Consider the following 19,055-nt stretch of genomic DNA (forward strand, 5'->3'; position numbering starts at 1 on the left):
CCCGGGGTCAGGCCAGGTGGGTCACCGGGTCGGCGAGCTGGGCGGCCAGCAGCCCGGGCGCCTCCGCCAGCGACGGGCCGTACCAGGTGAGGTGGCGGCCGGAGACCAGCGCGCAGGGGGTGCCGGCGAACGCCTCCGGGCCGTCGTCGGCGGTGAACGCGTACGGCTCGTCGGGGAGCACGACCAGGTCGGGTTCCCGGGCCCGCAGCCCGTCGAGGTCCGGGCGCGGGTACCGCTCGGCGTCGTCGGCGTACAGGTTCGCCACCCCGAGCCGGCGCAGCACGTCCCCGGCGAAGGTGTCGCCGCCGAGCACCACCCAGGGCCGGCGCCACACCGGTACGACGGCCCGGCGCGGCACCGGCGGCGTGGCCGGGGCGGCCCAGGCGCGGCGGGCGGCGGCGAGCCAGTCCGGTTCGGCGGTCACGCCGAGCGCGGCGAGCAGGTCGGCCAGCTCGGTCAGCGCCTGCGGCACGGTACGCGGATAGGTGACCCGGACCGGCACCCCGGCCGCGACCAGCGCGTCGGCGTCGGCACGCCGGTTCTCCTCCACGTTGAGCAGCACCAGGTCCGGGCGCAGGGCGAGCACCCGGTCCAGGTCCGGGTACTTGCTGCCGCCCACCCGTGCCACGTCGAGCCCGGCGGGGTGCGTGCACCAGTCGGTCGCGCCGACCAGCACCTCCGGCACGGTCACCGCCACGGCCTCGGTCAGCGACGGCACCAGCGAGACCACCCGCACGACGTACCTCCCTCCCCGGCGCGGACCGCGCCGGTCCGACCCATCGTCCCCGGGGTGGCCGGTCCGGTCGGGCCGGCCCCCTTGCCGGTCTTCTACAACGTTGTAATACTCGGGTGGTCCGGCATCCCGAGGAGGACCGATGACCGCCCACCCCACCCCGACCACCCTGGACGAGACCCCGGTGGAGGCGCTCGGCGACCTCTACCGCGACGGCATCACCGCCTGCCGGGGCGCGTTCGCCGTCGACTGGGTCGACCAGGTCGGCGCGGACATCGACGCGGCCTTCCGGGAGGCCCGCTCCCGCCCGGACGGCGCGGTCGGCCGCGGCCCGAACCGCTGGTACGTCGAGATCCACCCCGAACAGCTGCGCGGCTTCGCCGACCTGGTCACCCACCCCTGGGTGATGGCGGTCTGCCGCGCGGTGCTCGGCCCCGACTACGAGATCGTCGAGCTCGGCTTCGACATCCCGTTTCCGGGGGCCGCCATGCAGCCCTGGCACCGGGACTTCCCGATGCCGGAGGAGACCCGACGCCAACGGCGACTCACCTCGCTCGCGTTCAATCTGACCACCGTGGACACGGTCGAGGAGATGGGCCCGTTCGAGATCGCCCCCGGCACCCAGTGGGACGACGGCGCCGACTTCGACCACGGGATGTTCCCGCCGAAGGAGCGTTACCCCCGCTACGCGCAACGGGCGGTGCGCAAGTACCCGCGGCGCGGCGACATCTCGGCCCGCTCGGCGCTGACCGTGCACCGGGGCACCCCGAACGTCTCGACGCTGGCCCGGCCGGTGCTGGTGCTCGGCGTGGACGCCCCCGGCGCCGGCAACGCCGAGCGGCACGACATGGCGGTCACCCGGGGGTACTGGGACGGGCTGCCCGGGCTGGCCCGCGCCCACCTGCCGTGCCCGGTGGTGGAGCGGCTCACCCCGATCCGGCAGAAGCACACCATCGAGGGCCTGGTGATGGGGGAGGCCTGAGCCACCCGGGCGCACCGGGGACCCGGATCTGACCGCACCGGCGAGGCGACGAGCAGGATCGACGCCCTAGACTCGGCCGGTCGACCGACCACGTGAGGATCCGGCACCACCATGACGCGTACCGCCACCGACGACGGTTCCCGGCTGCGGCCGCTGCCGCTCGACGGTGCCGCGCTGCCCGTCCGGGCCGGTCAGGTGGTCCACGCCGGTCGCCGGCTCGGCGACCTGGTGACCCGGCGCCCGGAGGGCATCACCGGGCACCAGTGGAGTTCGGCGACCCGCGAGGAGTTCGACCACGTCGTCTGCACCGCCGACACCGGTCGGCCGCTCTTCGCCGTCGTGCTCGGCGCGCCGGCGCCGCCCGGCTCGGCCCGGCAGCGCGCCGAGCGGATGCGCGACGCCGTCTGCGCCGCGGTTGACCTGCCCGTGCTGCGGATCGAGTCGCCGACCTTGCGGTCCGCCACCCACGGTCCGCGGATCGTCGGGTACGTCATCGACGCTCGCGCGTACGCCGGCCCGTCCGCCGGCCAGGACGGCGACGGGTACGACGGCGCGGTGGCCTTCCGCGACATCGTCGGTCGGCTGCCCGACGGCCGCACCGGCCCGGTCAACGACCTCGGGGCGCTGACCCGCGCCGCCGTCGTCGACGCGTACGTGTCCCGGCGGCTGGCCGACCCCATCGTGCGCGGGCTGCACGTGCGGTGGCAGGACGGGGCGGCCGAGGGCTGGAGCTGGGTCGAGGTGCGGCCCGGTCGCTGCCTGGTCGAGCGGGTGACCGTCCGCGAGCACCGCTTCTGGTGCGGGGTGGACGCCGCCCGGCTGGCCGAGGACCTGGCCACCGTCGCGGTGGGGGACCGGCTGCGGGCGCTGGAGGCCGACGAACCGCCGCTGGTGGACCGGGCCGAGCTGCGGCAGGAGATCCGAGGGCTGCGCGCCCGCCGGGACGAACTGGTCGGCGGCTTCGCCTTCGACCACCTCTGCGTCGACTGACACCCGACCGCAGCGTCGCCGCGCGGTGACTCCGCGTCTGTCGCAGAACCCGATCGGGCCGTCGTCGCCCGCCCGTTCCGAATTCCTCGATCCGCGTTGAACCATCGCCCACGGCGCTCCGTACCTAAGCGCGAATGGACACAGATCTTCCCAGCCGCGCCACCCGACGCGGCGGACGGTGCGGAAAGGGCATCGTCGGCCATCGACGCGCGACCGGAACGTCGCAGTGATCCCGACGGGCGTCCCACCCCGAATTCCGTTCGCCCGACGGGTCACCAGTCAGGTACCGGATCGAGAAGGAGAGCAATTCGATGCGCAGGTCCACAGGGGCGCGCCGGTCATCCGGTAACGCGCGGAGCAAGCGGCTGCTGGCGGCGGTCGGCGCGCTCGCGGTCTTCGGCGGTATCGCCGCGGTGACCCAGATCTCGTCGGCCCACGAGAACCGGCGGACGACGACCCGCAACGTCTCGTCCGCCTGCGTGGCGCCGAGTCCCGGCGCCACCTCGCCGAGCGGTCGCGGCAGCACCACGCAGACGTGGCAGAACGGCCGCTGGGTGCGCAACCACTGGGGCGACGGCCAGATGTCCGTCGCCGAGTGCCAGGCCGTCAAGGACGGCAACGCACCGGTGAACACCGTCGCCTCCGGCGTGGTCTGCCCGGACGTCGCCGGCAAGCTCCCCCGGGTCCCGGACCGCGCCCGGGCCGAGGTCGACCGGAACCTCGCGCTGCTGCAGACCCAGATCGCCGAGGCCGACCGGCGGCTGGCCGCCGAGGGTCGCAACGGGCAGACGTTCATCAACAACGCCATCCTGCGTCCGCTGGAGGACAAGCGGCGCGCGACGTTGAACCGGATCACGACCGCCATCGATCGGGTGGGTCCGCGCCCGCAGGGCCTGGACCAGCTCGCCAAATGCACCGTCGCCGCGAACAACAACAACGGCGGCGCCAATGGCGGCCAGAACGGCGGTCAGACCGGTGCTCCGACCGCCGCCCCGACCAATGGTGGTCAGAACGGCGGCCAGAACGGCGGCGGAAACAACAACGGCGGAAACAATCTCGGCGTGCTGGCCAAGGACTGCACCAACAGCGACCTCCAGCCGCACGACGGTTTCCAGAACGGCAACCGCTGCGTGAGCACCGCCTTCGGCGAGGTCGGCGCGGCCGCCAACAACCCGTCCCTGCTGATCACCGACTTCCCGGAGCAGGTGCAGCGCAACCAGGCGTTCGCGCTGCGGGTCTCCACCCGCAACCTCATCCGCGACCGGTTCCTCGCCGCCGGCCAGGGCGGCTACTACCTGGAGAGCTCGGTCCTCAACGACCAGGGGCTGACCCGCGGTCACTTCCACACCGCCTGCCGGATGCTGCAGAGCACCGACGAGGCGCCGTCGAACCCGCAGGACGTGCCGGCGTTCTTCGTCGCCACCGAGGACGGTCGCGGCGGCAACGAGGCCGACGAGGTGGCCATCCAGGTCCCGGGCCTGCCGCAGTCGGGCACGGCGCAGTGCGCGGTCTGGGCCGGTGACGGCTCGCACCGGGTGCCGATGATGGAGCGGGCCAACCAGACCCCCGCCTTCGACGTGGTGCGGATCGAGGTCAACTGACCCGTCGTACGACACCGTCGCGGGCCGTCCGGAGAGATCCGGGCGGCCCGCGGCCGTATTTTCGAACCAGCGTCGCCACCGGCCGGCGGGTAGCGGGGTGTACCGGTGTCGCCGGGCCGGGCCGGCGGCCATGTTGCCGGCGGCCCGGTCACCGGCCGATCGTGACCGTGGCGAGGGGTACGGCCCGGCCGTAGGGTCGGTGGATGTCGGACGCCCGTTTCCCGGTCCTGCTCGACGGTCCGGGCAACCACGTCGACGACCCCCGGGAGCTGCTGGTCGGCTATCTCGACTGGTACCGGGAGGCGCTGGTGCGCAAGACCGCCGGCCTGTCGGAGGAGCAGCTGCGCGGGCCCGTCGACGGGCTCGGCTGGGCGCCGCTCGGGCTGGTGCGGCATCTGGGCTGGGTGGAGCGGCGCTGGATCCGCTGGGGTTTCGCCGCGGAGCAGGTCGCTGCGTGCCCGCCGGGCGAGGACGACGCCGAGTGGCGGGTGGACGCCCTGTCGACGGAGCAGGTGTGGCGGGCGTACCGGGCGGAGGTGGCGCACACCCGTCGGCTCGTCGCCGGGGTGCCGCTGTCGCGGCGGGCCGCGCTCGGCGGCCGGTTCCCTGCCGCCGCCGACGCGCCGTCGTTGGGCCGGATCCTGTTCCACCTGCTCCAGGAGTACGCCCGACACCTGGGTCAGCTCGACGTGGCCCGGCAGTTGCTCGACGGGGTCACCGGCGAGTGACCGGCCGGCGCGCACCGACCGGGCCGCACCACCGGGTGGAAATTGTGAACGCGGCGAAAAGCGTAGGGGTCACGCTGATTTCTCAGCGTGACCCCTGCGCGGCGGATCGTGATGCCCCGGCGATGCCGGTCAGCGGTTCTTCCACGCCTCCACGACGTTGACCGGGATGCGGCCGCGCTCGGAAATCTCGTAGCCGTTCTTGGCGGCCCATTCCCGGATGGCCCGGTTCTGCTCCCGGTCCATTCCCGAGACGGCGGCGCGGGCCGGGCGGCGGACCGGGCGGCCGGCGTCCACGTTGCCCCGCCCCATTCGCCTGCCAGCGCTGATGTACGGGTCGAGCGCTTTGCGCAGCACCCCCGCGTTCTCGTCGGAGAGGTCGATGGTGTACGCCACCCCGTCCAGGCTGAACTCGACGGTCCGGTCGGCCTTTCCGCCGTCCAGGTCGTCGCTCAGAACGGTGATTACTTTCCTTGCCATCGCCATTGCTCCCTGTGTCGGGCGGGGTGTGGTCAAGAGTTTGACGTATCGGCCGGCTAATCCGCAACAATATGCGTCGCTTTCATTTGACGAGTCGCGCCAATCGTGGAAAATCCGCGCGGCCAATGGGCGGGCGGCGTCAGTCGGTGAGCAGTCCGGCGTGTCCGGCCAGCGCGGCGGCCTCGGCGCGGCTGGACACCCGCAGCTTGCGCAGCAGTGCGGCGGTCATCCGTTTCACCGTCCGCTCCGAGACGTGCAACTGCTCGGCGATCTCCACCGTGCTGCGACCGGCCGCGATGGACCGCAGTAGCCGCCGCTCCTCGGAGTCCAGGTCGACCGAACTGCTGCGGACCGGCCGGAGCAGGCCACGCAGCAGGGGACCGGGCAGCACCGCCCAGCCGTCGAGGACGGCCATGATCGGGGGGAGCAGTTCCTCCGGCTCGCTGCTCTTGGGCAGGAACCCCTCCGCCCCGGCGCGCAGCGCCTCCAGCGCGGGCGCCGGGTCGTCCCCGCCGGACATCGCCACCACCCGTACCCGCGGGGTGGTGCGGCGGATGGCGGCGATCGCGCGGATCCCGCCGGGTGGCGGCATGTGCAGGTCGACCAGGGCGAGGTCGGGCTGGGTGCGACCGACCAGCGAGGCGGCGGCGGAGGCGTCGCCGGTGGAGTCGACGATCCGGGCGCGTCCGTCGGTGCTGGCGGGCAGCAGCAACTCCAGGCCGCGGACGAAGAGCGGATGGTCGTCAACGACGACCATCCGGATGGGGGCGTCGAGCATGCGTGTTTCCTTCCCGAACGGGTACGGATCATGCGGATTTGTGTAGATAGAGGGGAGTTGGGCGGGTGCGCGCGCGACACGGAAGCAGGGCGCTGGTGCGGCGGGGGCGGCCCACCGGTCCCGACCACGGGGGATCCGTCGGCGAACCCGACGACCCGGGGCTGGTGCTGCGGGTGCTCTGCCACGAGCTGCGGAGCCCGGTCAGCTCGCTGGCCTCGCTCACCCGGGCGCTCGCCGAGGACACCGGGCGGCTGGCCGAGGAGGAACGCCGGGCGATCAGCGAGCTGGCCCGCCAGCAGGCCGCACACCTCGACGGACTGCTGCGCGCGGTCACCGCCGGCGGTGGCGCGCTGGCCCCGGCCGTCCGCCGGGAGTCGGACGCGCCGCTGGCCGACCTCCTGCCCGTGGCGGCCGCCCTCGTCCCGCCGCACCGGCTGCGTACCCGGGTCACCCGCCGGGCCGGCGAATGTCCCGTGCCGGCGCGAGGGACCCGCCAGGTGCTGGTGAACCTGGTGCAGAACGCGCTGCGGCACGGACCGGCCGGCGGGCAGGTCGGGCTCTACGCCGCGGTGCGCCCGGCCGGGCTGAGCATCCTCGTCACCGACCAGGGCCGGTCGACCGACGGTCTCGCCGAGGCACTGCGCCGGCCCACCCCCGGCGGCGGGATGCACGGACTCGGCCTGTGGATCACGCGCCAGCTGGTCGCCGCCGACGGCGGGTCGGTGCGGGCGCACCGGCTGCGTCCGCGCGGGGTCGGGGTGGAGGTGCTGCTGCCCCGGGACGGCCGCCAACCGGGTTGACCCCCCGGGGCCGCCGGATGGCCCCGACGGGTCGGCGCGGCGGGAACCCCGCTCGGTGTCACCCCGACCGCACCGAGGAGGAAAAAATAGTGTTCAGCCACATCAAGGACCTGCAGTTCGAGGCCAAGCCGGACGGCCCCGACGCCGCGTTCGCCCGCCGGCTCCAGGAGATCCTGGGCGGCAAGTGGGGCGAGATGACGGTCGCCAACCAGTACCTCTACCAGGGCTGGAACTGCCGGCTGCCCGGCAAGTACAAGGACCTGCTGTTGGACGTGGGCACCGAGGAGATGGGCCACGTCGAGATGATCGCCACGATGATCACGCGGCTGCTGGAGAACGCGCCGCTGTCGCTGCAGGAGGCGGCCGACGACAACCCGATGGTCGGGGCGATCTACGGCGGGTCGAACCCGGCGCACTTCATCCACGGCGGCGGCGGCGCCCTGCCGACGGACAGCAACGGCGTGCCGTGGAACGCGGCGTTCATCACCGCCAGCGGCAACCTGATGGCCGACTTCCAGCTCAACGTCACCGCCGAGGCGCAGGGCCGGCTCCAGGTCTCCCGGCTGTTCCACATGACCGACGACCCGGGCGTCAAGCAGATGCTGCGCTTCCTGCTGGCCCGGGACACCATGCACCAGAACATGTGGATGGCGGCGATCGAGCAGCTCAAGGAGGACGGGCTGGAGGAGATGCCGGTCCCGGACGCCTTCCCCGACTCCAAGGAGTTCACCGAGCAGTTCAGTTACACCTACCTGGACTTCTCGCCGGGCACCGACGCCGCTGAGGGGCGGTGGGCCTCCGGGCCGACGCCCGACGGCAAGGGTGAGTTCCGCTACGACCACAGCCCGCGGGCCCACGCCCCGGAGCCGGTGCTGGCACCGGGCGACCCGCGCCTGTACGGCACCAACCCGGGCGTCGCCGGCGGCATTGCCACCAAGGTCAAGAGCAAGCTCACCTGAGGTCGCCGCTCCGGGCCGTCCCCGCGTGGACGGCCCGGCGGCACCCCCGTAGGCGCAGGAGGTGCGCTGTGACCGAACTCGTCGTGCGTCCGTTGGCGGACGCCTTCATGCAGGTGGGTGTGTACGTCGCCGTCATGGTGGCGCTCTTCGGCTGGCTGCGCTGGCGGTACGGGGACCGGATCACCGACGGGCTGACCCACCGCCCCCGGCTCGGCCCGTTGGTCGGCGCGCTGCTCGGGGTCAGCCCCGGCTGTGGCGGCGCGATCGTGCTGATGCCGCTGTACGCCCGGGGCAAGGTCTCCTTCGGCACGGTGGTGGCCGCGCTGGCCGCCACCATGGGGGACTCGTCCTGGGTGGTGCTGGCCTGGAATCCGCTCTTCGCCTTCAAGATCCACATGTTGCTCTTCGCGGTGGGGCTGGTCACCGGGTACGTCGTCGACGCGCTCGGCATCGACCCGGCCCGCCGGCGCACCCGCCCCGGCATCGCGGCCGTGGTCGTGGCCGCCGGGAGGCCGTCCACCCGCGTCGTCGTCCCCGCCCCGGTCGGCCGCGCCGTGCCGGCCGCGTCCACCGGCGCCGCCCCGGCGGTCCTGGCCGGTGCGGCCCCGGCGGTGCCGGTCGGTGTGGCCCCGGCAGCCGCGGTCGGCGCGGCCCCGGCAGGGCCGGTCGATGCGGTTCCGGCGCAGCCGGTGGGTTCGGTCGCGGCGGTGCCGGTCGGCCCGGGCGGCTGCGCCGGTCCGCGATCGGGCGGCACGGCCGCCGGTCGGGTGGGGCTGTTCGACGGGCTGCGCCGGCGCGACCCGGCCACCGCGTTCTGGGGGCTGACCACGCCGGCGTTCGCGGTGTCGGTGCCGGTGGTGTTCCAGCTGGTCGACCCGACCGTGCTGACCCGCGCGCTCGGCGGGGTCGACCCGTACCTGGCGCTGGGGGTGCTCGGCACGCTGGTCGCGGTGCTGATCTTCGCCGCCGGGCGGGGGCGGTTGGCCGACGACAGCCTGGAGACGGCGTACCCGCAGTCGCTGCGCGAGACGTTGCGGCACAGCGCGCACGAGGCGTCCTTCGTCACCGTCTGGGTGGCGGTGGCGTACCTCGGCTGGCAGGTGGTCACCACCGTCACCGGGTTCGACGGCTCGCAGTTGGCGCTGACCGGCCTGCTCGGCGTGCTCGTCGGCGCGGCCATCGGGCTGATCCCCGGGTGTGCCGTCCAGATCGTCTTCACCGGCCTCTACGTCGGCGGCGGGCTGCCGTTGCCGACCCTGGTGGCGAACGCCATCAGCCAGGACGGGGACGCCCTGATCCCGCTCGCCGCACTGCGCCGGCACTCGGCCGCGTTGGCCACCGTGATCACCACCATTCCGGCGGCGGCGGTCGGTGCCGCCCTGCTCGTCCTGCTCTGACCCGGCCGGGGCGGGCGTCGACCCGCCCCGACCAGCCGTCCGAAGGAGGCCACCGTGTCACCTCGCTCCGTCCGCGCGGCCCGGCGCAAGTGCGTCGTCCTCGTCGGCCTGGCCGCCGTCGCGCTGCTGTCCGGCCTGCCCGCCCCGACCGTCGCCGCGCTGGCGCTGACCGGCCTCGCCGTGCCGGTGGCCGTCGCCCTCGCCGGTGGGCGGCCCCGCGACCTGCTCCCGTCCCGCCCCGCCCGGCGGGGTGGCCTGGGTCACACCCAGGAACAAGGGGAACGCTTTGTGACTTGAGCCTGACACGCTCAACTCAACGCGATAGCAGGTGTTCGATGGCAACTCTTCCGGTACTTCCGCTGACCGACGCCGTCCTGCTGCCCGGCATGGTCATCCCGGTGACCCTCGACCCGACCACCCAGGCCGCGGTCGACGCGGCCCGCGCCACCGGCGACAAGCAGCTGCTCGCCGTGCCCCGCATCGACGGCGAGTACGGCTCCGTCGGCACGATCGCCACCATCGAGAAGGTGGGCCGGCTGCCCGACGGCGAGCCCGCCGCCGTGATCCGCGGCCTCGCCCGGGCCCGGATCGGCTCCGGCGTGCCCGGACCCGGCGCCGCCCTCTGGGTCGAGGCGACCGAACTCGACGAACCCGCCCCGGCCGGCCGGGCCCGGGAACTCGCCCGCGAGTACCGCGCGCTGATGACCTCGGTCCTCCAGCAGCGCGGCGCCTGGCAGGTCATCGACGCCATGGAGCGGATGACCGACGTCTCCGAGCTGGCCGACGCGGCCGGCTACGCGCCCTGGCTCACCCTGGCGCAGAAGACCGAACTGCTCGCCGCGCCGGACGTCGTCGCCCGGCTGGAACTGCTCGTCGGCTGGGTAAAGGACCACCTGGCCGAGCAGGAGGTCACCGAGCGGATCAACAGTGACGTCCGCGAGGGGCTGGAGAAGTCCCAGCGGGAGTTCCTGCTCCGCCAGCAGCTCGCCGCCATCCGCAAGGAGCTGGGCGAGGACGAGCCCGACGGCTCCGCCGACTACCGGGCCCGGGTCGAGACCGCCGAGCTGCCCGAGAAGGTACGCGAGGCGGCGCTGCGCGAGGTCGGCAAGCTGGAGCGGGCCAGCGACGCCTCCCCGGAGGCGGGCTGGATCCGGACCTGGCTCGACACGGTGCTGGAGATGCCGTGGAGCACGCGTACCCAGGACAACACCGACCTGGCCGCGGCCCGCGCCGTGCTCGACGCCGACCACGCCGGCCTGGCCGACGTGAAGGACCGCATCCTGGAGTACCTGGCGGTGCGCAACCGGCGCGCCGAGCGCAACCTCGGCGTGGTCGGCGGTCGTGGCTCCGGCGCGGTCCTCGCCCTCGCCGGCCCGCCCGGCGTCGGCAAGACCAGCCTCGGCGAGTCGATTGCCCGGGCGCTCGGGCGCAACTTCGTCCGGGTGTCGCTCGGCGGCGTCCGCGACGAGGCGGAGATCCGCGGTCACCGGCGCACCTACGTCGGCGCGCTGCCCGGCCGGATCGTCCGCGCGCTGCGGGAGGCCGGCTCGATGAACCCGGTGGTGCTCCTCGACGAGGTCGACAAGCTGGCCGCCGGCTACGCGGGCGACCCCGCCGCCGCGCTGCTGGAGGTGCTCGACCCGGCGCAGAACCACACCTTCCGGGACCACTACCTGGAGGTCGACCTCGACCTGTCCGACGTGCTCTTCCTGGCCACCGCCAACGTGGTGGAGACCATCCCCGGCCCGCTGCTGGACCGGATGGAGCTGGTCACCCTGGACGGCTACACCGAGGACGAGAAGGTGGCCATCGCCCGGGACCACCTGCTGCCCCGGCAGCGGGAGCGGGCCGGCCTGACCGCCGACGAGGTCACCGTGGCCGACGCGGCCCTCGCCCGAATCGCGGGGGAGCACACCCGGGAGGCTGGCGTACGGCAGCTCGAACGCGCCCTGGCGAAGATTCTGCGCAAGGTCGCCGTCGAGCTGTCAGGCGACCCGGCCCCGGTCCGGGTGGACACCGGCAACCTGGCCCGCTACCTGGGCCGGCCGAAGTTCACCCCGGAGTCGGCCGAGCGCACGGCGGTGCCCGGCGTGGCCACCGGCCTGGCGGTCACCGGCGCCGGTGGGGACGTGCTCTTCATCGAGGCGACCAGCATGGAGGGCGAGCCGGGGCTGACCCTCACCGGCCAGCTCGGCGACGTGATGAAGGAGTCCGCGCACATCGCCTGGTCGTACCTGCGCTCCAACGGGCGCCGGTACGGGCTGGACCCGAACGCCCTCGCCGGGCGGCGGATCCACCTGCACGTGCCGGCGGGCGCGGTGCCCAAGGACGGCCCCAGCGCCGGCATCACCATGGTCACCGCGCTGGCGTCCCTGGTGACCGGCCGGCCGGTGCGGCCCGAGTTCGGGATGACCGGCGAGGTGACCCTCTCCGGCCGGGTGCTGCCCATCGGCGGCGTGAAGCAGAAGCTGCTCGCCGCCCACCGGGCCGGCCTGACCGAGGTGATCATCCCGGCCCGCAACGAGCCGGACCTGGACGACCTGCCCGCCGAGGTCCGCGAGGCGCTGACCGTGCACACCCTCGCCGACGTCGCCGACGTGCTCGCCCTGGCGCTGCGCCCGGCCGACGCCGACACCCTCACCGGCCCGGCGCTCGCCGCCGCCTGACCGGCGCCGCCTGAGGCGGCGGGACACGACGAGGCCCCCGGTCCGACCGACCGGGGGCCTCGGCGTACCTCAGTGCCGGTCGCGGCGGCGCTCGCCGCCGAAGTCCCGGTCGCGGCGCTCGCCGCCGAAGTCCCGGTCGCGGCGCTCGCCGCCGAAGTCGCGGCGCTCGCGCCGGTCACCGCCGTCGAAGCGGCGCTCGCCGCCGCCCTCGCCGCCGTCACGATCCCGCCGTACGGTGGCCTTGCGGCCCTTGATGGTGCTGCCGCGCAGGCCCGCGATCACGTCGTCGGCGACGCCGATCGGGATCTCCACCAGCGAGAACCGGTCCGCGATCTCGATCGAACCGATGTCCCGACCGTTCAGCCCGGTCTCCCCGGTGATCGCCCCCACCAGGTCCTGCGGCCGGACGCCGGCGCGCCGGCCCAGCCCGATGAAGACCTGCGTGGTGCCGCCGGTGCGCGGCCGGGCGCCGCCACGCCGCTCACCCCGGCCCCCGGTCTCCGGCCGGCCCTCCCGCGGCGCCCGGACCGCGACCTGCGGGATCTCCTCCTCGTCCTCGCTGGTCGGCCCGGCCGCCTCGTGGGCCAGCTTCACCGCCGCCAGCGCGACCTCCATCAGGTCGAACTCGTCGCTGAGCGTCTCCACGATCACCCGGAACGGGTCCAGGTCGTCCTCCAGCAGCGACTCGCGCAGCGCGGCCTGGGTCAGCTCCAGCCGGCGGGTCCGCAGGTCGGCCACCGTCGGGATCTTGTCGATGTGGATCCGCTGCCCGGTTACCCGCTCGATGGTCTTGAGCATCCGGTGCTCGCGCGGCTCGGCGAGGGTGATCGCCACGCCCTCGCGCCCGGCCCGGCCCACCCGGCCGATCCGGTGCACGTACGACTCCGGCGCCGACGGCACGTCGTAGTTCACCACGTGGGTGAGCTGCTCCACGTCCAGACCGCGGGCGGCCACGTCGGTGGCGACCAGCAGGTCGGCGGTGCTCGACCGCAGTCGACCCATCACCCGGTCGCGCTGCTCCTGGCTCATCCCGCCGTGCAGCGCCTCGGCCCGGTAGCCCCGGCCGTTCATCGTCTCGGTGAGCCGGTCCACCTCCTCGCGGCTGCGGCAGAAGACGATCGCCGCGGTGGGCGACTCCACGTCGAGCACCCGGCCCAGCGCGGCCGGCTTGTGCCCCCGGGCCACGATGTACGCGCTCTGCCGCACCCGGGGCGCCTCGCCGGCGACCGGCTGCTCCCGGCCGATCTGGATGCGTACCGGGTCGGTCAGGTGCTGGCGGGCCATCCCGTCGATCCGGGACGGCATGGTGGCCGAGAAGAGCACCGTCTGCCGCTGCGCCGGGGCGTGCTCCAGGATCGCCTCGATGTCCTCGGCGAAGCCCATGTCGAGCATCTCGTCCGCCTCGTCCAGTACCACCGTGGCCAGCTCACCCAGGCGCAGGGTGCCCCGGGCGATGTGGTCCAGGGCCCGGCCCGGGGTGGCCACCACCACGTCCACGCCGGCGTCCAGCGCCCGCAGCTGCCGGCCGATCGGCTGGCCGCCGTAGATCGGCAGCACCCGGGTGCCCAGGTCCTTGCCGTAGCGGTGGAACGCCTCCGACACCTGCACCGCCAGCTCCCGGGTGGGCACCAGCACCAGCGACACCGGGTCGCCGCCGCGGCGCCCGTCCGGCATCCGCTGCAGTAGCGGCAGCGCGAACGCGGCCGTCTTGCCCGTGCCGGTCGCCGCCTGACCGAGCAGGTCCTGACCGGCCAGCAGCGGCGGGATCGCCTCCCGCTGGATCGGGGTGGGCTCCTCGTAGCCGAGGGCCGAGAGCGCGCCGAGCAGTTCGGTGCGCAGCCCGAGATCCGCGAAGGCGGTCGCCTCGTCGGTGCTGTCAGGGTTGGTCGGGTCGTTCGGTGCGGGTGCGGAACTCATGGGCAAAGCTTTTCATCACCGGCCCCGGTCCGCTCCGGCGACCGGCACAACCGTCGTGCAAGCCACTCAGAGGATGGTCAGCACCACGGTGATCCCGACGACGGTGTCGAGGACGGCGCACCACTCGGCGTACCCGCGCGGCACCACCCGACCGGCCCGGTGGTGCGCGATGTCCCAGGCGGCGTGCCCGAGCCAGCCGGCGGCCACCAGCCAGCGCGCCGGGCCGTCGTCGGCGACCGCCGCGAGCCCGGCCAGCGCGGTCCAGCCGGCCAGGCCGGCGAGCTGCACCGGCAGCGTGCCGGGGGTGCGCCACTGCCGGCGGGCGGTGCCGATCAGCAGGTAGCCGGCCGGCAGCACGAGCAGCGCCGCCGGCGGCGGGACCATGGGGGAGACCCAGTTGTCGACCGTCATCAGCAGCGCCAGCCAGGTCGGCCAGCGGCGCACCAGCGCGGCGACCACCGGGTGCCGGGGCGGCGGCGCCGGGTGCTCGTGCCGGTGCCGCACGGCCACCAGCACCATCGCCGGGACCATGAGCAGGTGCCCGCCGAGCATCAGCGCGTCCGCGCCGACCAGCCCGGCGGCGAAGGGCACCACCAGCAGCAGGAACGGCAGGTACATGGCGGCGACCATCTCGGCGGTGGCGCGCGCCGGGTGGCCGCGGTGCCACATCCACGCGGCCATCCCGATCGACATGTCGGTCGCCATCACCAGGGCGGCGACCTCGGGCCGGGCCAGCGTGCCGGCGAGGCCCAGCGCGGCGCCGGCCGTCCGCCAGAGCGGACCGAGCAGCAGCATCCCGACCACCATGGCGACGGTCATCTCGACCAGGTGCCGCGGCAGGCGGCGGCCGGGGCGGTCGGTGGGGGTCGGCGGGGACGAGGGTTCGGCGAGCGTCTCGGACATGCCTCGACCCTGCCGCCGACCGGCGCCCGGGCGACAGGCGCGAGTGTCACGGAAAACCCGTGCGGGGCGCACGGCCGGACCGTGACGTTCCGCAGGGGTGGCGGGCGCACCTTGGCCGGATCGTCGCCCGGGCCTCGTCTCGGCACGACGAGATCCGGGAGACACGCCCTAGGATCGGCGGACATGACGACCGGCGCGGCGGGGACGGACCGGCGGCTGCGCCGGGCCCGTGTTGTGACCCTCGGGTCGCTGGCCACCAGCCTCTGGACCAGCCTGCTGCTGCCTGGGATCGGCCTGGTTCGCGAGCCCGACCCGGTCCGGCTGGCGTGCGGCGCGGTGGGCGTGGTCGCGTTCGCCCTCGCGCAGGCCGCGGTGCTGCACGCGGCGGTCACCCCCTGGCTGCACCAGCGGTGGCGTCGCCGGGCCGAGGTCGCGTTCGCCGTCGTCGCGGCGCTCAGCGTGCCGCTGGTCGGCCCGGTGGCGGCCGGCGCCTGGCCGACCTGGGCCTGGCTCGGTGCCTCGCTGATCGGCATGACGCCGCTGCTGCTGCGGCCGGTCGCCGCGCTGGCCGCCGCCGCGTCCACCGTGGCGGTCGCGCTGGGCGTGGCCGTCTGGACCGGCGGCGCGCTCGGCACCACGCTGCTCGTCACCGGCCTGGTCGGCGGCGGGACCGCCGCCGTCAACCGGGTGCAGGTCTGGTTCTGGGACCTGCTCGTCGAGGCCCGCCAGGGGCAGGGGGCCCGGGCCCGGCTCGCCGCCGCCGAGGAGCGGCTGCGCTTCGCCCGGGACGTGCATGACCTGCTCGGGCACGACCTGACGGTCATCGCGCTGAAGGCCGAACTGGCCGCCCGGCTCGCCCCGGTCGATGCCGACCGGGCCGGCCGGGAGGCCGCCGAGGTGCAGCGGCTCGCCGGCACGGCGCTGCACCGGGTCCGCGCGGCGGTGCACGGCTACCGGACGGTCGACCTCGCCGAACAGCTCGCCGCGGTGGCCGAGGTGCTGCGCTCCTGCGGGGTGCGGTGCGATGCCGTGCCGCCGCCGGCCGACCTGCCGACGGGCGCCGCCGCCGAGCTGGCCGCGGTGCTGCGCGAGGCGGGCACCAACGTGCTGCGGCACAGCCGGGCCGGTTGGTGCCGGATCGAGATCACCCGGGAGGGCGACGTGGCCACGATGACGGTGCGCAACGACGGGGTCGGCGCGGATGCCGGGCCGGACCGGCACAGCCACGGGCTGCGCGGCCTGACCGAGCGGCTGGCGGCGGTCGGTGGCGGGTTGCGTACCGACCGGGGGGGCGGGGTCTTCACCCTCCGGGCGACCGTGCCGGTGACCGCGTGATCCGGGTCCTGCTCGCCGACGACGAGGAGCTGATCCGGCAGGCCCTCGCCGCCCTGCTCGGTCTGGAGGACGACCTCGAGGTGGTGGCGCAGGCCGCCGACGGGCGTACCGCGCTCGACGCGGCGCGGGCGCACCGGCCGGACGTCGCCGTGGTCGACCTGGAGATGCCGGCGCCGGGCGGGATCGAACTCGCGGCGGAACTGGGCCGCGCCCTGCCCTCGTGCGCGGTGGTGATCCTCACCGGGCACGGCCGCCCCGGCCACCTGCGGCAGGCGCTCACCGCCGGGGCTCGCGGCTTCCTGCCCAAGGGCGCCCCGGGCGGCGCGCTCGCCGACGTGATCCGCCGGGTCCACGCCGGCTCCCGGTACGTCGACCCGGCGCTGGCCGCCGACGCGCTCACCCTGCCGCCCTGCCCGCTGACCCCACGGGAGCTGGAGACGTTGCGGCTGGCCGAGTACGGCGCCCCGGTCGCGGTGATCGCCCGGCGTACCGGGCTGGCCGCCGGAACGGTCCGCAACCACCTGTCCGCGAGCGTGCAGAAGCTCGGCGCGGCCGACCGGGCCGAGGCGGTGCGGATCGCCCGCGAGGCCGGCTGGCTCTAGACGGTTCTGTCCGGAGAGGTGGGGGACGCGGCTGGCGGCTCGACCGAGGACTTCGGCACCAGCTCTAGGCCGGCTCGACCGGTGTGCGCGCCTCGTCGAACAGCGCCGGTCCGGCGTACGCCACCGGCGGCGCCGCGTCCGCCGGTCGCAGCCCGGCCAGCTGCTCGGCGCTGAGCGCGTAGACCACCCGGCCCAGCCCGGAGCGTTGGATGGCGCCCGCGCACATCCCGCACGGCTGGCAGCTGGTGTACATGGTGGCGCGGCCCGCCTCGTCGGCGGCCAGTCGCCGGGCCGCCCAGCGAGCCAGCTTCAACTCCGGGTGCGCGGTGATGTCGTCGTCGGTCCGCTCGGTGTTGACCTCCTCGGCCAGCACCCGCCCGTCGGCGGCGACCAGCAGCGACCCGAACGGGCCGTCCCCGGCCGCTCGGGCCGTGCCGGCCAGCTCGATCGCGCGGCGCAGGTGTCGTTCGTCGGCCCCCGTCAGCACGCTCATCCCGGCCGGGTTCCCCGCCGAAACGGCCGCCACACGCCGATTAGCCTGGCGGGCGTGCGTACCGTCGAACTGCTCTGCTCGCCGCCCCTGGAGCAGGCGGTGCGTGCCGCCTGGGACCGGCTCGCCGCCGCCGGACTGCCCAGCCTGGCCCGCAACACCCACCCCACCAACCGGCCGCACCTGACCATCGCCTCGGTGGACGCGTTCCCGCCCGGCGCCGCCGAACGCCTCGCCGACCTCTTCGACGCCGCGCTGCCCCTGCCGGTCCGCCTCGACCGGGTCGAGGTGCTCGACGGCAGCGCCCCGCTGGCCTGGCTGGTCCGCCCCACCCCCGAGCTGACCGCCCTGCACGCCGCCGTCTGGGGCGTGCTCGCCGACGCCGACGGACAGAACCCGTGGCACGCACCGGGGCGGTGGATCCCGCACCTGAGTCTCGCGCTGCGCTTCCGTGACAACGACCGGCGGCTGGCCCGGGCCCTGGCCTGCGTCGACCGGCCGGCGGGGGAGTTCGTGGCCGCCCGCAGCTACGACGGCGACACCCGGACGGTCAGCCCGCTGGGAAGGGTCTCCCCGGCAAACTGACGCCGGGCGGTGGTGGCCCACGGCGCTCCCGCCGGCCCGGACCCGTCGGCGGCGGCCGCTGGCACCCGTTCGACAACCCCGCCGAACCGGCCGGCTTCGCCGTGGACGGGACGGCCCGCACGATCCGCTGGGCTGACATGGGGCGACCACCCGCCGCGACCGGCGGCAGCGCGCGTACCCCTCGGCGACGGCGCGGACGGCGGGCCGGGCCCGCGGTCGCCGATGACCGAGCGTGGTGATCGACGTCACCCGCCGTGCGGTCCGCGAGGGTCCGGCCCGATCGACCCGGCGGGGGAGGATCACCGCAGGGACGGGCTGAAGGGCCCGCGACGGTGGAGAAGGGATCAGCATGAACGACCGCGGAACCGTGGACATGTGGTTCGACCCGGTCTGCCCCTGGGCGTGGGTGACCTCCCGCTGGCTGCTGGAGGTGGAGCGGGTCCGCCCGGTCGACGTCCGGTTCAACGTGATGAGCCTCGCGGTGCTCAACGAGGGCAACGACGACGTGCCCGAGCCGTACCGGGACCGACCCGACGAGTACTTCGAACTGCGCCGCCGCTCCTGGGGGCCGGTGCGGATCTGCGTCGCCGCCGCCCAGGCCCACGGACAGGGCGTGCTCCGCGACCTCTACACCGCCTTCGGCACCCGGATCCACCCGGGCGGGCAGCCGCTCGGCGACGCGCTCAACCGGGCGGCGCTGGCCGACGCCGGCCTCGACCCGGCCCTCGCCGCCGTGGCGGAGCGCACCACGCACGACGACGCGGTCCGGGCCAGCCACGACGCGGGGATGAAGCCGGTCGGCACGGACGTCGGCACCCCGGTCATCCACGCCCCGGGCCCGGTGGCCGGGGAGACCGTGGCGTTCTTCGGCCCGGTGGTCACGCCGGCGCCGCGCGGCGAGGCGGCCGGTCGCCTCTGGGACGGGGTGCTCCTCGTCGCCGGCACGTCCGGCTTCTACGAGCTCAAGCGCAGCCGCGACCTCGGTCCGTCCTTCGACTGACTGTGAGCATGGCGGGGTCGGCTCAGTGGTGGTGAGCTGATAGCTGGCAGTAGCGGGCGTGACCCATCGTCTGACTGGCCTTTGTGCCTTCGGCCGGACTTGTCCGCCTGCT

At 74.8% G+C, this 19,055-nt stretch carries 18 protein-coding genes and 1 pseudogene; 13 read left to right on the forward strand and 6 right to left on the reverse strand.

The window, feature by feature from the left end; all coding sequences use genetic code 11:
- Positions 1 to 7 precede the first annotated feature (7 nt).
- The gene (locus V6U89_RS27415) at positions 8 to 736 is read right to left on the reverse strand and encodes a helical backbone metal receptor (protein WP_334575184.1); all 729 of its coding nucleotides are present in this window, start codon (positions 734 to 736) and stop codon (positions 8 to 10) included.
- A gap of 139 nt (positions 737 to 875) precedes the next feature.
- On the opposite strand from V6U89_RS27415, the gene V6U89_RS27420 reads away from it, so the two are divergent.
- The 4 genes from V6U89_RS27420 to V6U89_RS27435 all read left to right on the forward strand — a co-directional run bounded on the left by V6U89_RS27420 (position 876) and on the right by V6U89_RS27435 (position 5,034).
- Positions 876 to 1,715 (forward strand): phytanoyl-CoA dioxygenase family protein, encoded by an 840-nt coding sequence (locus V6U89_RS27420; RefSeq protein ID WP_334575188.1) that lies wholly within the window; start codon positions 876 to 878, stop codon positions 1,713 to 1,715.
- A gap of 111 nt (positions 1,716 to 1,826) precedes the next feature.
- Positions 1,827 to 2,705 (forward strand): hypothetical protein, encoded by an 879-nt coding sequence (locus tag V6U89_RS27425; protein ID WP_334575191.1) that lies wholly within the window; start codon positions 1,827 to 1,829, stop codon positions 2,703 to 2,705.
- A gap of 311 nt (positions 2,706 to 3,016) precedes the next feature.
- Positions 3,017 to 4,306 carry a hypothetical protein gene (locus tag V6U89_RS27430; RefSeq protein ID WP_334575196.1) on the forward strand — a complete coding sequence of 430 codons (1,290 nt, stop codon included), beginning with the start codon at positions 3,017 to 3,019 and terminating at the stop codon, positions 4,304 to 4,306.
- A gap of 203 nt (positions 4,307 to 4,509) precedes the next feature.
- Positions 4,510 to 5,034 carry a DinB family protein gene (locus tag V6U89_RS27435; protein ID WP_334575199.1) on the forward strand — a complete coding sequence of 175 codons (525 nt, stop codon included), beginning with the start codon at positions 4,510 to 4,512 and terminating at the stop codon, positions 5,032 to 5,034.
- Between the two features lie 129 nt (positions 5,035 to 5,163).
- Here V6U89_RS27435 and V6U89_RS27440 read toward each other — a convergent pair whose 3' ends face one another.
- On the reverse strand, positions 5,164 to 5,511 hold the full coding sequence (locus V6U89_RS27440) for a histone-like nucleoid-structuring protein Lsr2 (RefSeq protein WP_088964589.1): 348 nt from the start codon (positions 5,509 to 5,511) through the stop codon (positions 5,164 to 5,166).
- A 139-nt stretch (positions 5,512 to 5,650) separates the two neighbouring features.
- Positions 5,651 to 6,289, reverse strand: a complete 639-nt coding sequence (locus V6U89_RS27445; protein WP_334575204.1) for a response regulator transcription factor — start codon at positions 6,287 to 6,289, stop codon at positions 5,651 to 5,653.
- 65 nt (positions 6,290 to 6,354) lie between these two features.
- On the opposite strand from V6U89_RS27445, the gene V6U89_RS27450 reads away from it, so the two are divergent.
- The 5 genes from V6U89_RS27450 to lon all read left to right on the forward strand — a co-directional run bounded on the left by V6U89_RS27450 (position 6,355) and on the right by lon (position 12,111).
- Entirely contained in the window at positions 6,355 to 7,089 is a 735-nt protein-coding gene (locus V6U89_RS27450; RefSeq protein ID WP_334575208.1) for a sensor histidine kinase, read from the forward strand.
- Positions 7,090 to 7,178: 89 nt separating this feature from the next.
- Positions 7,179 to 8,048, forward strand: a complete 870-nt coding sequence (locus V6U89_RS27455; RefSeq protein WP_334575212.1) for a manganese catalase family protein — start codon at positions 7,179 to 7,181, stop codon at positions 8,046 to 8,048.
- A gap of 68 nt (positions 8,049 to 8,116) precedes the next feature.
- Positions 8,117 to 9,445, forward strand: coding sequence for a putative manganese transporter (locus tag V6U89_RS27460; protein ID WP_334575216.1), 1,329 nt, complete (start codon positions 8,117 to 8,119; stop codon positions 9,443 to 9,445).
- A gap of 54 nt (positions 9,446 to 9,499) precedes the next feature.
- The gene (locus V6U89_RS27465) at positions 9,500 to 9,742 is read left to right on the forward strand and encodes a hypothetical protein (protein ID WP_334575220.1); all 243 of its coding nucleotides are present in this window, start codon (positions 9,500 to 9,502) and stop codon (positions 9,740 to 9,742) included.
- 38 nt (positions 9,743 to 9,780) lie between these two features.
- Complete coding sequence (gene lon / locus V6U89_RS27470) at positions 9,781 to 12,111, forward strand: endopeptidase La (protein WP_334575223.1); 2,331 nt, start codon at positions 9,781 to 9,783, stop codon at positions 12,109 to 12,111.
- A gap of 162 nt (positions 12,112 to 12,273) precedes the next feature.
- Here lon and V6U89_RS27475 read toward each other — a convergent pair.
- Both V6U89_RS27475 and V6U89_RS27480 read right to left on the reverse strand, forming a co-directional pair.
- Positions 12,274 to 14,028: pseudogene (locus V6U89_RS27475) on the reverse strand (DEAD/DEAH box helicase); the annotation flags it as partial.
- Positions 14,029 to 14,094: 66 nt separating this feature from the next.
- The gene (locus tag V6U89_RS27480; protein ID WP_334575226.1) at positions 14,095 to 14,931 is read right to left on the reverse strand and encodes a hypothetical protein; all 837 of its coding nucleotides are present in this window, start codon (positions 14,929 to 14,931) and stop codon (positions 14,095 to 14,097) included.
- A gap of 183 nt (positions 14,932 to 15,114) precedes the next feature.
- Here V6U89_RS27480 and V6U89_RS27485 point away from each other — a divergent pair, with 183 nt between their 5' ends.
- A complete protein-coding gene (locus V6U89_RS27485) occupies positions 15,115 to 16,266 on the forward strand; it encodes a sensor histidine kinase (RefSeq protein WP_334575230.1) in 1,152 nt (383 codons plus the stop codon).
- Positions 16,263 to 16,868 carry a response regulator transcription factor gene (locus tag V6U89_RS27490; protein ID WP_334575235.1) on the forward strand — a complete coding sequence of 202 codons (606 nt, stop codon included), beginning with the start codon at positions 16,263 to 16,265 and terminating at the stop codon, positions 16,866 to 16,868. Before V6U89_RS27485 ends, V6U89_RS27490 begins: the two co-directional genes overlap by 4 nt.
- 64 nt (positions 16,869 to 16,932) lie before the next feature.
- Here V6U89_RS27490 and V6U89_RS27495 read toward each other — a convergent pair whose 3' ends face one another.
- Positions 16,933 to 17,361, reverse strand: coding sequence for a nucleoside deaminase (locus V6U89_RS27495; protein WP_334575240.1), 429 nt, complete (start codon positions 17,359 to 17,361; stop codon positions 16,933 to 16,935).
- Positions 17,362 to 17,415: 54 nt separating this feature from the next.
- Between V6U89_RS27495 and V6U89_RS27500 the strand changes: the two genes are divergently transcribed.
- Together V6U89_RS27500 and V6U89_RS27505 are read left to right on the forward strand one after the other, a co-directional pair.
- Complete coding sequence (locus V6U89_RS27500) at positions 17,416 to 17,943, forward strand: 2'-5' RNA ligase family protein (protein WP_334575244.1); 528 nt, start codon at positions 17,416 to 17,418, stop codon at positions 17,941 to 17,943.
- A gap of 349 nt (positions 17,944 to 18,292) precedes the next feature.
- Entirely contained in the window at positions 18,293 to 18,943 is a 651-nt protein-coding gene (locus tag V6U89_RS27505) for a mycothiol-dependent nitroreductase Rv2466c family protein (RefSeq protein ID WP_334575248.1), read from the forward strand.
- Positions 18,944 to 19,055 lie beyond the last annotated feature (112 nt).

Origin of the sequence: Micromonospora sp. CPCC 206171 (assembly GCF_036906755.1) — a bacterium.
Classification (GTDB): Bacteria; Actinomycetota; Actinomycetes; order Mycobacteriales; family Micromonosporaceae; genus Micromonospora; species Micromonospora purpureochromogenes.

What these genes read in the sequence shown, in the direction of transcription:
- V6U89_RS27420 (WP_334575188.1), top strand. Translation starts at nt 876, where the DNA reads ATGACCGCCCACCCCACCCCGACCACCCTGGACGAGACCCCGGTGGAG.
- V6U89_RS27425 (WP_334575191.1), top strand. Translation starts at nt 1,827, where the DNA reads ATGACGCGTACCGCCACCGACGACGGTTCCCGGCTGCGGCCGCTGCCG.
- V6U89_RS27430 (WP_334575196.1), top strand. Translation starts at nt 3,017, where the DNA reads ATGCGCAGGTCCACAGGGGCGCGCCGGTCATCCGGTAACGCGCGGAGC.
- V6U89_RS27435 (WP_334575199.1), top strand. Translation starts at nt 4,510, where the DNA reads ATGTCGGACGCCCGTTTCCCGGTCCTGCTCGACGGTCCGGGCAACCAC.
- V6U89_RS27440 (WP_088964589.1), bottom strand. Translation starts at nt 5,511, where the DNA reads ATGGCAAGGAAAGTAATCACCGTTCTGAGCGACGACCTGGACGGCGGA.
- V6U89_RS27445 (WP_334575204.1), bottom strand. Translation starts at nt 6,289, where the DNA reads ATGCTCGACGCCCCCATCCGGATGGTCGTCGTTGACGACCATCCGCTC.
- lon (WP_334575223.1), top strand. Translation starts at nt 9,781, where the DNA reads ATGGCAACTCTTCCGGTACTTCCGCTGACCGACGCCGTCCTGCTGCCC.
- V6U89_RS27480 (WP_334575226.1), bottom strand. Translation starts at nt 14,931, where the DNA reads ATGTCCGAGACGCTCGCCGAACCCTCGTCCCCGCCGACCCCCACCGAC.
- V6U89_RS27485 (WP_334575230.1), top strand. Translation starts at nt 15,115, where the DNA reads ATGACGACCGGCGCGGCGGGGACGGACCGGCGGCTGCGCCGGGCCCGT.
- V6U89_RS27495 (WP_334575240.1), bottom strand. Translation starts at nt 17,361, where the DNA reads ATGAGCGTGCTGACGGGGGCCGACGAACGACACCTGCGCCGCGCGATC.
- V6U89_RS27505 (WP_334575248.1), top strand. Translation starts at nt 18,293, where the DNA reads ATGAACGACCGCGGAACCGTGGACATGTGGTTCGACCCGGTCTGCCCC.